Below are 15,074 nucleotides of genomic sequence, written 5' to 3'. Positions count from 1 at the left end.
TCAGATTTTAGTTGAATCCTAACTGATCGGTTTCTACATGGGGAGCACTCGCGGCCTCCCCCTGTGGGAGTGTCCGTTTCCCGAGAGGGAACTAAACGGCCAGGGCCGCCCCAAAAGGGCGGCCCTTGGTTTATCTGTCGCGGGTATAGCTGTGCTACGTAGCGCACCCTTCCGAAGCTCCAATAGCGATGCCTAGAACGGCACATCATCGTCCGTGTCCCACGTGGGTTGCGGGGCGGGGAGGGCGCCTTTGGGAAGCGGGAGATTGTTAACGACGAACAGGTTGAGGATGTCATCCCGGTCCATGAACATGACCTGGGACCGCTTACTGGCGTCGAGCTTGTTGCCGATCCAGTTGCGGGCCTGCTTCGTGATCTCGCCTCCGGCAACGATGAAGGCGTGATCCACCAGAACGCGGCGGCTCAGCTCGGGGTCAAAAATCTCGTGGCCGAGCATCATCGACACCTGGTTGTGGATCTCGGCGACGTTGCTGGTGCTGACACCCGCGGCGTCCAGCTTCCCCTTCTTGGCCTGGATGCCGAAGTAGAGGACGTGCAGGGTCGGCAGGGTGTATTTCATCCAGACGTCTTTGCCGTATTCCAGCGCCTTGTCCTTGTGTCCGGCTGCAGTGATCCGGTGAAAGCCAAACTGGCGGAATAGGGGAAGCAACACCTCATCGATCAGCTCGTCTTCCGAACAGCGGCCCAGAAAGGCGAGGAGCTGGTCGCGCCGCTCCAGCTCTGACGGCGTGAAAGGCCGGTGCGGGTTCGCCATCTGCGCAACGGTATTGGTCGCGATGTGCTTGATCTGGGCGATGCCGTGATCGTCGTAGAAAGCTTCCCAACCCTCGCGCGCGAGCGTGATGTTCAGCGCGGCGAGCGCCAAGCTGCGCTCAGCATCGTCGTTGACGACCTCGCCCCTGTCGAGCAGCCGGCGGATGATCAGCACGAATGCGTCGGGCATCGTCGTGGCTGAGGCTTTCGGCATCGCGAGCACTTCTTCGATCCGCTCTGCCGCCCAAACGGGTCGGGTCTCGCCCTGATGGACGAACTCCAGGTCGCAATCCTCGAAAAACTCCGTGATGTATTTGCTCGAACGGTAGTGGAAATGCTCGGCATCGCCGACGATCATTCGGCCTAATTCACGCAGGTTTCGGGGTTTCCACGTCATCCTGCGGTCATAGCTCAGCGCGATCGGATCATGCACGCCCTCACGTGTGCCACGTGGCACACCCAACGGGTCCTGGCCGCTCTAGGAGCGGCGAAACCAGGAAAATGCGCTCTTTGGAGCTGGCCACTCGTATCGGATCACCCACTCGCCGTCCGAGGTTTGAAGGGTATTCCCTTGTACGTTGCGATGCGAGTTTTGGATGACGTGGTTCCAAAGGTCTCCTGTCGTCACGTCAGGTACGGGGATGAAGAAGTAGCCGGTGAGGATCACGGTATCGTCACCAAACTGCTGACGACCGGCCACGTTGAGGAACATTGGAAGATCAAAGCCCAATGCGGTTGCTGTGTCATCGACCTGGATCACGGCTGCTGTTGGGACGGAGTCGGCGAAAACCACGGCAGGTAGCGGGTGGCGGAGGCAGAGACGACCGATCCGCTCGATCGCGCGGTTGCTGCTGAAGGTCGGCGCCTTGGCAAGCGGCTGCGTATCGAGCTGCGCTGCGCTTGGGGAGCGGCCACCCTCCCGGTCCTCAAGATAGACTTGCCCGATCATATTTTGCTGGTTGCGCGTAAAATCGAGAGCCTCGAACGCCACTGCTTTCAGGACGCGCGTGACCTCGTCGTCAGGCAGCGAGAAAAGCGGGTACTCACGCCACAGATCGTTATCGAAACGATGCTCAAGGAGGCACCGCCCTTCGGTCGCCAGCACCCGCTCGTTGACCTCGCCTACGCCGCACTCGTCTGCCATTCGCCAGAACATCTCGGCTGCGAGGTTGTGAATGGTGGCATCATCGAACTGCATGAGCGTTGTTCCTCATGTGAGGGAGAGCCGATCCGGCTCGGCATGAACATGCGCTGGGCCAGCGCCTTCACATCCATTGCCCCCGCAGCGCGTCGTTGAACTCCACGGCGAGCACGATAGCGCCCGTCGCGAGCGCAGCCAGGGAGAACAGGGCCAGGCGCGCGCGGGCTCCAAGGGCGCTGCTGTCGCGGGTGATGATGAGGGCGGCGCCGATCGCCACGGCCAGCATTAGCGACGGCCCTAGCTCGTAGAGAATGAGGCCAGGCAGCCTGTTCGGGAGCAGGTACGGATACACGCGGATGAGGCCGCCGGCCAGCACGGCCGCGATCACGAGCGAGAACGCCGCGCCCCATCGGCCGATGACTACCGCGCGCGGAGAGCCGCGCTCAAGCATCGGCTGTCCGCACGCGAACAACTCCGCCGACCGCTAAGGGCGGTGCGGTGCAGCCTAGTTGATCGTCACTCGGATGGGCCGCGGCGGGCGAGCGGGGTGTCGCGAAGCGGCGCTTCGGCGCCGCGGAGAAGAGTGCGGGAGGCAAGGCCCTGCTACTTCTTGATTGTCTCGACCGCGCATCCTTGCGGCACCTGCGCCCTGCGGATCGCGAGCTGCCGCATACCCTCGTAGTCCACGCCCCATAGCCCCGCCCGCTGTGCTGCTGCCTTCCGCATCAAGTCGACATAGGCCCCTCCCGAGAACACGCGGTAATCCACCGCATAGCCCTGGGCGACCATTGTTGCCCCGACGCTCGCCCTGTTCGCGGGAAAGCGGCATGCCAGGTTCAACCGGCCGTAGCTCTTGGGGGCGGTGCGACACTGGCTCTCATGCCGAAGCGCATAGTCGAACATCGATACCGAGCAGTCCATTCCGCCATCACGTGCCGACAACCGCCGCAAAGCATCGCTCGACAATGCCTTGAGCCCAGGCAGATCGTCATCAGGCGCATCGATCCCGACGACACGCACCCGTCCATTGGGGAAGTCGATCGTATCGCCGTCGATGATCCTCGGGCTTTGCGATGACAGCCGGGTTTTAGACACTTCCAGGAGGGACTGCCGGTTCTGCGAGATGGCATAGCTCGCCACGATCAGGAACGTCGCGCCCATCGTCCATCGTTGGAAGCGCGTCGCTCCGGGAAACAGCTTCATAGCGAGCGGATCTCGCGCAGAAGGTCATTCCAGTCGCCGGCATGGGGCGGCAGCTTCACGATTAGCTGGCGACCGTTTGCCGCCAGGTGCGGGCGAGCGCGCTCGATCGCGCGTGCCGCCTCGGCGCCATGTTGGCTGTAGATGATGACGGTATGGATGCTCTCGGGGATAGCGATGGCCTGATACCGCTCGATCCCCAACACGGGCCACACGGAATGGCCGGCGCCGAGCAGGTTCATCACGCTGGCCGCGTCCTCGACGCCTTCGGCGAGGCGCAGGATGCCGTCGAGCGGGATGCCGCCCCAGCGGACCGCACCGACGCCCGGATTGCCGAGCATCCGCTTGGGCTCGTCCATGTGGGCCTTCCAGCGGCCGTCCGGCGTCAGGAAGGTCCGGTGTATCGCGACGACGCCGACGTCCTCCTCGATCGGGACGATCAGCGCCGGCGCGAACGCCTTGGCGGCACCGGCGCCGCACTGGCAACGGGGATCGAAGCGGGCGTTGATTCTGTCGGGAACGATCGAGCGTCCCTCGCGCAGGTAGCGGTCCGCCAGCGTGCCGGCGAAGGGCTCGGCGTGACGCCACACCGCCAGTGCCAGCTTGTTAAGGTCGGCCTTGCTCTGCTGGCGCTGGCCAGGATCGTGGTCAGGGGAAGCTAGGATCTTGCCCGAGCGCAGCGCCGCCATGATCGCGTCGGTCGTACAGCCGGCGAAGCAGTGAAACAGCACGGCGCGTTCGCCGACGCGGATCGACAGGCTGGCTCTGCCGTCGGCGTGGGCAGGACATCGGCACATGGCCGACGCGCCATGCCATTTGCCCCCAAGCTGGCGGACGATGCGGTCGGCCTGTTCCTCGATCGTAGCGGTCTGACGTTGGGCCATCTAAGACACCCCCGGTGCAGGACGCATACAGGCTATCGGGGGAAGCCACAAAGCACCAGCGAAAACCGCATGAATCACTACGGGGGAATAGGGTGGAGTTGGATTTACTGCTCGAGCGCGAACTGACGACGCTGCGGCCACCTGGCGGCACGATTACCGACGTCCATGTATGTCAGCGCGACTGCGGCAGGTGGCACATCAACGTCCGGGTGAGCTGGCGCGGCACAGCGCTCTTCCACGTGGGTCTCTACGATAAGAAGCGGATTCGCCTGTATAAAAAGGCGGCCTCGGCCATCCGCCATGTCGTCCTCGGTTACGGGTATGAGGACGTAATCCATGTCCATCCGTGGCCCGGCTTGAAGGACCAAGCGACCTTTTAATGCGATAGAATGTTGCCCCCAGAATGAACCAATTGTCATTTTCGGGCTAGGCAACCATGCCCGAGCGATTTAGCTTGCCTTCACTCTAGGAGTGAAAACATGGCAAATCGCTTGTTTTCGTACGCGCCAGTTGCTGGCCTCCTGACTGCCTCGATGGCGGCGGTTCCCGCTCGTGCAGCCGATTCCACCTGGGCCTGCGAAGTCTTGCTATGCGCCAGCAACCCCGGTGGTTGGATGCAATTCCAGGAATGCGTGCCCCCGATCCGCAAGCTCATCACCCATCTCGGCCTGGGCGGAGGCTTCCCAACGTGCAGCGCCGGCGGGGTTCGCAAGGCGGACTATACCAAGCCGCGAAACGGACGGCCCGGATACGTCGTGATGACGATGCAGGACGGCTCCCGCACCCGATACACAGTGCCGAGTAGCGCACAGGTCGCCCAAGCGGAGGCGACAGCGCAGGCGGGGCCGATACCGGGCTTCGGAACACCGGAGCGGTAACGATGCTCCCGTCCGCAATCGTCCTAGGGTTGGCAGCGCAGTGTGCGCCAGGTGTCGCCCCGGAGACGATCGCGGCGATCGTGCAAACGGAAAGCCAGGGGTTCGAGCTGGCGATCAACGTTAACGGGCTCGGCCGCAAGGTCGGACCCGCGACGAACGTGGCACAGGCAATCGCAATCGCCCGCTCCTATGTCAGCAAGGGCTATTCGGTCGATCTCGGTCTCGGGCAGATCAACTCCCGGAACATGAAGGCTCTCGGCCTGACCTGGGACAACGTGTTCGATCCCTGCACCAACATCGCCGCGGCAGGCGCGGTGCTGTCCGGCAACTACCATAGCGTGCGCGCGGGGCTGCACCCGCAGCGCGCGCTTCGCATCGCCCTATCCATGTATAACACCGGGTCGCAGTCGCGTGGCTTCTCCAACGGCTATGTCGGGAAGGTGGTCGGCAATGCCGGCGTTTCCGACGGCATCCGGCCCGTCGCGGTTCGCGTGAGCGCGTTCACCGACGCGACAAACACCGGCGAAGGGTCGGGCGCGACTGCGCAGCTCGCCGCGCTCGTCGAGGAAAACACGTCCCAAGGGGGGCAGCCCAAGGCTGCGCCTCCCCCACCGCCGCCATCCTGGGACGTGTTTGCGAGGGCGGAATATGAGCGAGCGCGGCTCGCCGGAGAAGGAGAAAACCGATGAATCTCGCATCTTTCGGTGGGCCGGCGCTTGCCCTCCGAACCCGCGTCACCGCGCGCGTCGACGCGATGACCCCACGCCAGCGCAAGGTCTCGCGGGTGTTGTCGATGTTCGGCGTGGTAGCGCTGACGTCGCTGCTCTCGGCCGAGCCGGCGTTCGCGCAGACCAATCTGGAGAGCTTCGGCAACGCCGTTCTCGGCCTGCTGAGCAATGGGCTGCTGCGCATCGTCGCGATCCTCGCGCTGATCGCGGCGGGGTTCGGGTGGCTGACCGGGCGGGTCAACACCGGGGCGCTCGTCACCGTCATCATAGGCATCGCGATCATCTTCTCGGCGCCTTGGATCGTCGACCAGCTCCAAGGCTGATGCTCTTGGAAGCGGGGCGCGCCGCGCGCCCCGCTTCCGCCTGTGTTCCGTGAAAGGGCCTAGCGTGGATGAAGAACGGGAAGTGATGGCGCGCAACACGCTGTTCCTGGCGGTGACGCGGCCCGCGCTGTTCGCGGGCATCCCGATCGAGGCGGCCGTGGTGATCCTGCTCGCCTCGGTGATTACCCTGATCGGCACGACGAACCCCATCTACGGCTTGGTCGTCGCCGCGGTGATGTTCGGCATTTCGCGCCTGGTGGTGCGCCACGACGTCAACGCGTTCCGACTGATCTTCCTGTGGGGTCGCACCAAGGCGGCCAACCGCAACCGCGTCTTCTGGGGCGGGTCGAGCTACACGCCGCTCCCCCTGAAAGGCATCAAGCGGAAGGGGTTTGGCCGCAATGGCTAGGGCCAGTCGCCTCTCCGAACAGGTGCCGATGAAGGTCGCGCTCAAGGAAGTGATGCCGACCAAGTTCCTGCCCTATGCGCGGCACGTCACCGACGAAGTCGTGATGCTCGATTCCGGCGCGATCATGCTGACGTTCGAGCTGCAGGGGCGGGCGTTCGAGACAGCCGACGTGCGCGATCTGAACGACTGGCACGCCAAGCTCAACGGGATGCTGCGCAACCTGCACGACGATCGCCTGTCGATCTGGACGCACCTTGTCCGCGCGCGGGTCGAGCAATATCCCGGTGGCAACTTCCGGTCCCGGTTCGCGCGGGATCTCGATGCCGCCTACTTCGCGCGGATGAACAGGGAGCGGTTGTTCATCAACCGCTTCTTCGTGACGCTGGTGCTGCGCCCCTCGGTCCATGGCGCCGACAAGCTCGTCCAGCTCTTCAGGAACAAGGCGCGCGCGGAAGCGGAGGCTGATGCGGTCGACACCGATCTGCTGGAGGCGCTAGAGGACAAGGTGCGCGATTTCGAGAAGCTGATGGACCGCTGCTCGCCGCGCAGGCTGTCGATCTACGGGCACAACGGCCTCAAATTTTCCGAGACGATGGAAGTCGCGGAAATGGTGATGACGGGCCGGCATCGCCGTGTCCCGATCATCCGGGGGCACCTCGGCAGCGCTCTCTATCGCCAGCGCGTCGTCTTCGGTGGCGAGACGGTGGAGGTCCGCGACGCCGATCGCAGCGCCTTCGGCGGCATTTTCGGCATCCGAGAATATCCGGCGACCACGACGCCAACGCAGTTCCAGTCGCTGCTGGCCGTCGATTTCGCGTTCGTGCTGACACAATCCTTCACCTTCCTGGGCCGTGCTGCGGCGTCGGAGCGGTTCCGGCTGCGGCAGAAGCAGATGGAGAACGCCGGCGATCGAGCCGTCAGCCAGATGCTCGATCTCGTCGACGCGGCGGACGACCTCATGTCCAACCGCTTCGTCCTGGGCGATCATCACTTCACGCTCGCGGTCTATTCGGACAGCCTCAAGGGGCTGCGCGACAACATGTCGATCGCGCGCGCGGCGCTTGCCGATACCGGCATGGTCGCGGCCCGCGAGGGGGCGGCGCTGGAGGCTGCCTATTGGAGCCAGCTCGTCGGCAATTTCGCGTGGCGCGCGAGGCCGGCGCCGATCACGTCGCTCAACTTCGCGGCGTTCTCGCCCTTCCACACCTATCCCGCCGGCCTCGCGACTGGAAACCATTGGGGTGACGCCGTCGCGCTGATGAAGACCAGCGCGCGAAGCCCTTACTTCTTCAGCTTCCACAAGCGCGACATCGGCCACACGCTGATCGTTGGCCCCACCGGGGGCGGTAAGACGGTGATCGTCAACTTCCTCATGGCGCAGGCCGAGAAGACGGGCGCTCGCCAGATTTTCATCGATAAGGATCGGGGCGCGCAGATCTTCGTGCTGGCCTCGGGCGGCACGTATCTGACGCTCGAGAACGGCAAGCCGACCGGCTTCGCGCCCTTGAAGGCGCTGGAGAACAAGCCGGAAGATCGGGCCTGGCTGTCGCTGTGGGTGCGTCAGCTCGTCCGCGCGGAAAGCCGCCCGATCACGGTCCAGGAAGAGCGTCTGATCGATGAAGGGATCGCCGCGGTGATGCGGCTCCCGCGCGAGAATCGCTCGCTGGACGCGCTGCGCACGATGCTCGGCATGTCCGACGCAGGCGGCATCGGCGCCCGCCTCGAGAAATGGACCTCGCGCGGATCGATGGGGTGGGTGTTCGACAACGCAATCGACGAGATGACGCTCGATGCCCGGTTCATCGGGTTCGACATGACGGACTTCCTCGACAACGCCGACATCCGCACGCCGCTGATGCTCTACCTATTCCACCGGGTCGACAAGCTGTTGACCGGCGAGCGCACGATCATCGCCGTCGACGAGTTCTGGAAGGCGCTTGGCGACGATGCGTTCCGGAGCTTCGCACAGGACGGCCTGAAGACGTACCGGAAGCGCAACGCGATGATGGTGTTCGCCACGCAGTCGCCGGCGGACGCGCTCAAGAGCGACATCGCGCACTCGATCCTCGAACAGGTCGCTACGCAAGTGATGCTTCCCAACCCCAAGGGAGCGCGCCGCGACTATGTCGAGGGCTTTTCCCTCACCGACGCGGAATACCAGCTCATCCGCGAGGAACTGTCGCCGGAATCGCGCAAGTTCCTCGTGAAGCAGGGCCATGACAGCGTGGTGGTCGAGCTGGATCTGACCGGCCTCGACGACGAGCTGGCCGTGCTGTCAGGCCGTGCCGAGACGACGCCGATCGCGGTCCAGGCCGCGGCCGAGTTCGGCCCCGATCCCGCCAACTGGCTTCCCGTCTTCCACCAACGTCGCCGTCCAAGCTGAAGGAGAAGGGACATGCGTAGACTTAAGGCAATCGCACTCGCGCTGTCAGGATCAGCGCTCACGCTGGCCGGCTCGGCGCACGCGCAGGGCATCCCGGTCCACGACGTCGGCTCGATCCTCCAGCAGATCGAGCAGGTGAAGCAGGGCGTTCAGGTCATCCAGCAGGGCGCCGATCAAATCCGTGAGGCGCAGAAGCTCTACCAAGACCTCAACAAGATGACGGACATCGGCAACGTCGCCCAGCAGCTCAAGAACGACGTGCTGCGCACCAGCAACGTGTCGTCCAGCTCGCTCGACGGCTACACCACCGGCGATCTCAACGTCGTCGGTGGTCTGCGGGGGAAGGCGAACGACGTCTATCAGGATCTCATCGGGCGCGGCTCGCAAACTATGACGGCCGATCAGCGTGCCGCGTATGAGCAAGGCTCGCGCCAAGCGGCCGTGACGACGGGCCTGGCCGGCAACGTCGGCGATGCAGTGACGATCCGGCGCCAGGGCCTGGAAGCGCTGAGGAGCCGGCTAAATGCCTCAACCTCGGCCGCGGAACGTGCCGACATGTCGGCGCGGCTCCAGCTCGAACAGGCGCAGATGATGAACGATCAGATGGCGCTTCAGGCGATCGAGCTTCAGCGCCGTGCAAAGGCCGAAGCTGATTATCAGCGATACGTCGCCATGCAGCAGTCGGATCGCGCCAGCTTCAAAGCCGGAATGGGGATCGATTAATGCTGCGCACCTTGCGAGCCGCGACTGTCAGCTTGGCGATCGTTGCGCTCCCTTCCTGCTCACCATCAGAGCGGCAGCAAACCGGGGATGATCTTCGGTCTGACATGCCGCTTCGTGATGCCGCCTTTTACACGCAGCACGAACAAGAGCGTGTGGAGATGGGTGGGGTTTGCGAGAAGTGGAAAGCGTCACAACGCCCTCCAGCGAGCTGGCCCTCAGTTGTCGTGAATAACTGCAACAACGTGGATACAGCTAATCAACTCATCCAATCGAAGAAGGATCGAGACGAGTTCAAGAGTGGCATGGGCATTTAGCTTTACGACTCTTGGCTGAGTTGGATTGAAGGGTAGGTAGAATGGGCAATCTCTTTCAGTCGATGTTTACCTACCTGAATGACGCTCTGGCTGCGATTATCGCGGTTTATGCTGGGGTGATAAGTTGGATTTCCGGGCCGCTCCGGATCGGCGTGACGATCTATATCATTCTACTCGGCTTCGCGATCCTGCGAGGGGCTGTTGAGTATCCATTCCGGGAGTTCGTCTATCGTGGAATGAAGCTGGCCGCCCTCGTGTTTGCGGTTACGACGCTTTACGGCACGGTCGCCGCTTTGTTCGCGATGAGCGGTCTGCCGCGAGACGTTGCGCAGGCCGTAGGCGGGTCGGACGTCAACGGGCTCGGCGATTTCTTCGATCAGATTGTGAAAGGCGCGTCCACCACGGTCGCGAAGATCACTGAGATACAGGATGCCAGAACTGCCGCTGCCGGCAAGAACCTCGTCGGTCTCCCCAATAACATCGTCGAGATATTCTTTACGGGCATCTACTGCCTGGTCCTGATGGTAATGGCCATTTTGTCGGCCGCCCTCGGCTTTACCATCTGCGCGTTTGCGCTTTTCGCCCTGGCTTTGCTCGCAGCGGTGGGACCGATTTTCGTGGCTGCGCTCCTATTCGACTCCACTCGCGCCTTCTTCTTTGCTTGGCTAGGATCCGCGATCAGCTACCTTATGCTCGTCGCGTTCGCGCTATTGCTGACGATCTTCATCCGAAACACGGGTGAGGACTTTATGAGCCAAGCCTTCGCTGGCGACACAAACATCGCCGTTATCGCGATCCGCGCCATCGCGTTCTACGTCTTGGGGTTCTTCTTCTTCCTCCAGATTCCCGGCCTTGCCGCTGGACTTGGGGGCGGCGGTGCATCGCTTGCGACGCAATTCGCGAACGCTTCCACCGGCAACATCGTCCCCTCTGCGGGTCGCGCTTTGTCCTCTGCTCCGGGGAGTATCGCCAGCTTGCCGTCAAGGCTTGGCCGGTCCTCCCGTGGCGCGCGAGCGGGCGGCGGCTCTCTCTACAACAATAGCTGATCGGAGACCCGGCATGAAGCTCAGTTCGGCTCTGGCCTTTCTCGCTCTCGCGGCTCTCACCCCCCCGGTGCCGGCGGTCGCGGCGAAGGATGAAAAGCTGCCCCGCTGCAGTGGGCGCCAGAAGCGGCCCGCCAACCTCTACGGAACAGTTCTGCCATCGATACCGTCGCGGACTGCCCCAACGGCCGCTGTGACGCATCCAGGAGAGGGTGTGCCACGTGGCACACCCCAACCAGCGCAGGCACCGGCGACGAACCTATTTCCGCCCGAGGATGCCGCACCGGGGCCGCATGGGGCGAACACGTCGAGCAAGGTGCCGGCGATCGGCGCGCTCACTCCAGGCGCTGGCCCGACTGCCGCGCTCTCAACCTCTTATGCGAGCTGCTGAGATGGCAATCGGCGTGAAGGACAGAGACGAGGATCTCAAGGCGTACTTTGCGGAAGCGGAAAGCTGGGATCGGGATCGGTTCGTGGCCGCAGTCCGCTCACGCCGGATCGCTTGGATCGTCGCCATAGTCGCGATCGTGTTTGCCGCGGTCTGCGCGGCTGCGGTGCTGGCCCTCTCGCCGCTCAAGACGGTCGTTCCATACGTCGTCACCGTCGACCGATCGACGGGTGCAACGGAAGTCACCCAGGAGCTGCACGGCGACAAGACGATCACCTACGACGAGGCAATCCGTAAGTATTTCCTCGCCGACTATGTGCGCGCTCGCGAAGGGTGGATTCCGCAAGCACGGGAAGAGTTCTTCCGGAAGGTGCTCTCGCTCTCGGCGCGCGAGGAACAGACCCGTTGGACAGCCTTCTACAAGAAGGACAATCCGGACTCCCCGCAGAACCAGTTCACCGCCAATGACGCGGTTTTCGTAGCGATCCGCTCGGTAGCGTTCATCTCCCCCAACGTCGCACAGGTCCGCTTCATCAAGAGGCTCCAGCGCGATCAACAGGTGATCGAGACGCCCGCTATCGCGACCATCACTTTCGATGTGCTGTCGAAGCCGGAAACGGAAGCCGGTCGCTACGCCAATCCGCTCGGATTTCAGGTGAAGACATACCGGGCCGACGTGGAGGTTCCGACGCGATGAGGACGATCCTGCTTCTGGCCACGGCGATCAGCACCGTGGCGGCAGCGCCGGCACTGGCGCAGACCCCCGCGCAGCACGGTCCCGACGCGCGTATCCGCGAGGTCAACTATACCGACGGGAACGTGATCCAGATCCGGAGTGCGTTCCGGACTGCAACGCAGATCGAGTTCGCGCCCGGCGAGGTCATCAAGTTTGTAGCGATGGGCGACACGGTGTCTTGGGAGGTCGCCCCCGCTGACAACTCGCTGTTCGTGAAGCCGCGCGAGCGGGCTGGCGCCACCAACCTGATCGTCGTGACGGAATTCCAAGGCACCAAGCGCAACTACACCTTCGAGCTGTCGGCCGTCGCGACGGCTCGCTCTCGGGGCACTTTCTTCAAGGTCCGGCTCCGCTATCCGGAATATGAGGCGGCACAGGCCCGCTTGGCGCAACAGCGCGCGCAGCTCGCCGCAGCGCTCGCCGCGCAGAACGGCGCGATCAAAGCCGCGCTGGACATCGGTGTTCTCGAAGGCACCCGGAATCTCAACTACAAGGTCCAAGGCTCGTCGGAGCTGCAACCGTCCGAAGTCAGCGACAACGGGCAGTTCACCGTGATGCGCTTCCCGAACCAGCGCGAGATACCTGCGATCTTCACCGTCAACCCCGACGGTAGCGAGGCCACAGCCTCGTTCGACGTGCGCGACGAGTTCGTCGTCGTCCATGGCGTCTACAAGGAAATGCGTCTGCGCCGGGGCAAGGTGGTGCTGTGCATCTACAACGAAAGCCCGAGCTTCTACGGCCGCGATCCCAAGACGGACACGGCGTCGGAAGCGGTCGAGCGCACGACGGAGAACTGACGTGTCCGATAAGCGATTCGACGTCGACGCGACGCCCGACGTGAACGAGATTGATCGCGCTCCCCCTGCGGCCGATCGCCCGAACCGCATTCCGTCACTGAACGCTGTCCAATGGGACAACAAGAAGATGGTCGTGGGTGCGGCGCTGGCCGGCGCGGTTGTGTTCGGCGTACTGTCGCTCGTTTCCGGGTCTGGTGGCGACAACAAGGCATTGGAAGCCAGGAAGGCCCCGCCCCCGGCTGCCGAGGCGCCCTACGATCCGAACTCCGTCATCGCACCGACGCTCGCGGCCGCGCCCCGCGATCCGAACGCCCCGGTCCAGCTCACCGGCGAGCAAGTACCGGCCATCGGCCCTGACGGTCAGCCGATCACTCCTTACGGATCGGCAGGTGGGCAGCAGCAGAGCCGCGGCGTTAGCGAAGCGGAGCGGCGTGCCAACGAAGCCCGGGAGCTGCGCGACAATGCGCGGCGATCGACGCTGATCGCCTACAATGGCGACGAGACCGCCAGGCGCGTGCTCGGAGAGGTCGCCGGCGCCGGCAACCCGCAAGGTGATGGCGAAAATACGCCGTCCAGGACCAGTCTCGACAACCTCAAACAGACCTCGGCGATCGGGACTGCCACGGCGCGCATGATCGGCGACCGCAACTATCTCGTCACAGCGGGCGCCATCATCCCGTGCACGCTCCAGACCGCGATGGATAGCAGCGTGCCGGGCTACACGACGTGCATCATCCCTCGGGATGTTTATTCGGACAACGGCCGCGTCGTGCTGCTCGAGAAAGGCACGCGCGTCTTCGGCGAGTACCAGGGTGGGTTGCAGCGCGGCCAAAATCGCCTCTTCGCGATGTGGACGCGGGCGGTCACGCCCCGCGGCGTCGCGATCGACATCGGCTCGCCGGCATCGGACCCGCTTGGTCGTGCCGGCGTCACCGGGAAGATCGATCGGTTCTTCTGGCAGCGGTTCGGCGCCGCAATGCTGTTCAGCGTGCTTGATGCGGGCGGGCAAATCGCCGGCCAGGCCGTCAGCCCGCAGGGCTCGACGGTGTTCCGCACTCCCGGCGACACGACATCGCAAATCCTCAACGACACGCAGCAAATTCGCCCGATCGTGCGCGTCAATCAAGGGACCGAGATGGCGATAACCGTCGCCAAGGATTTCGACTTCTCGCAGGTCTATGGGCTCGGCCTCAAATGAACGCGCCGTTCCGCAACACGGCGATCCTCGATCACGCTGTTCGCCCGCTGCGCCAGTATCTGGATGACGATGGTGTAACCGAAGTCGTCATCAACGAACCGGCGATCGTCGGCGTCGAGCGGCATGGAGGGTGGACCTGGGAGCATGAGGGCGATCTGACGCTCGATGCCCTCAACCAACTGGCCAGGGCCGCAGCCGCGTTCACCTCTCAGGACGTGACGCGCGAGAATCCGATCTGCTCGACGATCTTTCCGACCGGCGAGCGCGTCCAGCTCGTGCTTCCGCCCGTCGTGCCCGACGGCACCGTGTCGATCACGGTCCGCAAGCCGTCCACGAAGACGATGACGATGGCGGACTTCGAGGCGAACGGCCTTTTCGCGGAGACGAAGGTGGCCACCAAGCGGGTCAGCCCCGTCGAGGAACGATTGCTTGGCCTGCTCCATGCGGGTCGGCATGTGGAATTTTTCGAACTCGCGGTTCAGAACCGGCTCAACATTCTGATCTCCGGCGCGACGGGCTCCGGCAAGACGACGTTCTCCAAAGGCCTCATCAAGCTCATTCCAGAAAATGAGCGGCTACTCACGATCGAGGACACGCGCGAGTTGGTCGTGCCCCACAAGAATGTCGTCCATATGATCTACAGCAAGGACGGCACCGGCACGGCCAAGGTGACGGCCAAGGAGCTGCTGGAAAGCGCTCTGCGCATGCGGCCCGATCGCATCCTTCTCCAGGAGCTGCGTGACGGGACTGCGTTCTTCTACCTGCGCAACGTCAACAGTGGCCACCCCGGCTCGATCACGACAATTCACGCGGACTCGGCCGAGCTGGCGTTCGAGCAACTGACGCTGCTGGTAAAGGAGAGCGAGGGCGGCGCGGACCTGGCGCGCGAGGACATCCGCTCGCTGCTGAAAATTCTGGTCGACGTCGTGGTTCAGATGAAGAAGATCGACGGCAAATTCCGAATGACCGAGATCTACTATGATCCGGCAGGGCGCCATGCCGCCTAAAAAGGGCGCCATCCTCGCGCTCGGCATCCCGGTCGGGATTGTGGTCGCCTTCCTGGGGGCACCTCAAGGTTTGTCATATGGACAGCGGCAGTCGGAACAAATGGTCAACAAAAGCCTGAGCGTTGCCGCAAAGTATATTAAGTTTCGTG

At 63.5% G+C, this 15,074-nt stretch carries 16 protein-coding genes; 11 read left to right on the top strand and 5 right to left on the bottom strand.

The window, feature by feature from the left end; genetic code table 11:
• Window positions 1–192: 192 nt before the first annotated feature.
• The 5 genes from GGQ96_RS17585 to GGQ96_RS17565 all read right to left on the bottom strand — a co-directional run bounded on the left by GGQ96_RS17585 (window position 193) and on the right by GGQ96_RS17565 (window position 3,998).
• Complete coding sequence (locus GGQ96_RS17585; protein WP_221240047.1) at window positions 193–1,206, bottom strand: hypothetical protein; 1,014 nt, start codon at window positions 1,204–1,206, stop codon at window positions 193–195.
• Between the two features lie 45 nt (window positions 1,207–1,251).
• Window positions 1,252–1,971, bottom strand: a complete 720-nt coding sequence (locus GGQ96_RS17580; RefSeq protein WP_058733685.1) for a hypothetical protein — start codon at window positions 1,969–1,971, stop codon at window positions 1,252–1,254.
• Window positions 1,972–2,038: 67 nt separating this feature from the next.
• Complete coding sequence (locus GGQ96_RS17575; protein WP_058733686.1) at window positions 2,039–2,365, bottom strand: hypothetical protein; 327 nt, start codon at window positions 2,363–2,365, stop codon at window positions 2,039–2,041.
• A 152-nt stretch (window positions 2,366–2,517) separates the two neighbouring features.
• A complete protein-coding gene (locus GGQ96_RS17570; RefSeq protein ID WP_246360702.1) occupies window positions 2,518–3,117 on the bottom strand; it encodes a thermonuclease family protein in 600 nt (199 codons plus the stop codon).
• Complete coding sequence (locus tag GGQ96_RS17565; RefSeq protein WP_246360701.1) at window positions 3,114–3,998, bottom strand: DUF7146 domain-containing protein; 885 nt, start codon at window positions 3,996–3,998, stop codon at window positions 3,114–3,116. Before GGQ96_RS17565 ends, GGQ96_RS17570 begins: the two co-directional genes overlap by 4 nt.
• 92 nt (window positions 3,999–4,090) lie before the next feature.
• Between GGQ96_RS17565 and GGQ96_RS17560 the strand changes: the two genes are divergently transcribed.
• The 11 genes from GGQ96_RS17560 to virB11 all read left to right on the top strand — a co-directional run bounded on the left by GGQ96_RS17560 (window position 4,091) and on the right by virB11 (window position 14,925).
• Complete coding sequence (locus tag GGQ96_RS17560; RefSeq protein WP_193751697.1) at window positions 4,091–4,378, top strand: hypothetical protein; 288 nt, start codon at window positions 4,091–4,093, stop codon at window positions 4,376–4,378.
• 500 nt (window positions 4,379–4,878) lie between these two features.
• On the top strand, window positions 4,879–5,565 hold the full coding sequence (locus GGQ96_RS17555) for a lytic transglycosylase domain-containing protein (protein WP_184116733.1): 687 nt from the start codon (window positions 4,879–4,881) through the stop codon (window positions 5,563–5,565).
• The gene (locus tag GGQ96_RS17550) at window positions 5,562–5,927 is read left to right on the top strand and encodes a TrbC/VirB2 family protein (protein WP_246360700.1); all 366 of its coding nucleotides are present in this window, start codon (window positions 5,562–5,564) and stop codon (window positions 5,925–5,927) included. The genes GGQ96_RS17555 and GGQ96_RS17550 overlap by 4 nt, the downstream gene beginning before the upstream one ends.
• 64 nt (window positions 5,928–5,991) lie before the next feature.
• Window positions 5,992–6,336, top strand: coding sequence for a VirB3 family type IV secretion system protein (locus GGQ96_RS17545; RefSeq protein ID WP_239017055.1), 345 nt, complete (start codon window positions 5,992–5,994; stop codon window positions 6,334–6,336).
• On the top strand, window positions 6,329–8,719 hold the full coding sequence (locus GGQ96_RS17540; protein ID WP_184116732.1) for a VirB4 family type IV secretion/conjugal transfer ATPase: 2,391 nt from the start codon (window positions 6,329–6,331) through the stop codon (window positions 8,717–8,719). The genes GGQ96_RS17545 and GGQ96_RS17540 overlap by 8 nt, the downstream gene beginning before the upstream one ends.
• Window positions 8,720–8,731: 12 nt before the next feature.
• Window positions 8,732–9,442 carry a type IV secretion system protein gene (locus tag GGQ96_RS17535; protein ID WP_184116731.1) on the top strand — a complete coding sequence of 237 codons (711 nt, stop codon included), beginning with the start codon at window positions 8,732–8,734 and terminating at the stop codon, window positions 9,440–9,442.
• Window positions 9,443–9,797: 355 nt separating this feature from the next.
• Window positions 9,798–10,802 carry a type IV secretion system protein gene (locus GGQ96_RS17530; RefSeq protein ID WP_058733691.1) on the top strand — a complete coding sequence of 335 codons (1,005 nt, stop codon included), beginning with the start codon at window positions 9,798–9,800 and terminating at the stop codon, window positions 10,800–10,802.
• A 389-nt stretch (window positions 10,803–11,191) separates the two neighbouring features.
• Window positions 11,192–11,884 (top strand): VirB8 family type IV secretion system protein, encoded by a 693-nt coding sequence (locus GGQ96_RS17525; protein ID WP_184116730.1) that lies wholly within the window; start codon window positions 11,192–11,194, stop codon window positions 11,882–11,884.
• Complete coding sequence (locus tag GGQ96_RS17520; protein WP_041043275.1) at window positions 11,881–12,720, top strand: TrbG/VirB9 family P-type conjugative transfer protein; 840 nt, start codon at window positions 11,881–11,883, stop codon at window positions 12,718–12,720. The genes GGQ96_RS17525 and GGQ96_RS17520 overlap by 4 nt, the downstream gene beginning before the upstream one ends.
• A 1-nt stretch (window position 12,721) precedes the next feature.
• A complete protein-coding gene (virB10, locus tag GGQ96_RS17515; RefSeq protein ID WP_343059107.1) occupies window positions 12,722–13,918 on the top strand; it encodes a type IV secretion system protein VirB10 in 1,197 nt (398 codons plus the stop codon).
• Window positions 13,915–14,925: a P-type DNA transfer ATPase VirB11 gene (virB11, locus tag GGQ96_RS17510; protein ID WP_184116729.1), complete on the top strand. Its 1,011-nt coding sequence runs from the start codon at window positions 13,915–13,917 to the stop codon at window positions 14,923–14,925. Before virB10 ends, virB11 begins: the two co-directional genes overlap by 4 nt.
• The last annotated feature ends 149 nt before the right edge of the window (window positions 14,926–15,074 follow it).

Source organism: Sphingomonas abaci (assembly GCF_014199625.1).
In the GTDB taxonomy this organism is placed as follows: Bacteria; Pseudomonadota; Alphaproteobacteria; order Sphingomonadales; family Sphingomonadaceae; genus Sphingomonas; species Sphingomonas abaci.
The sequence above is the reverse complement of the archived record's forward strand: the minus strand, read 5'-3'. Positions and strand labels throughout refer to the sequence as shown.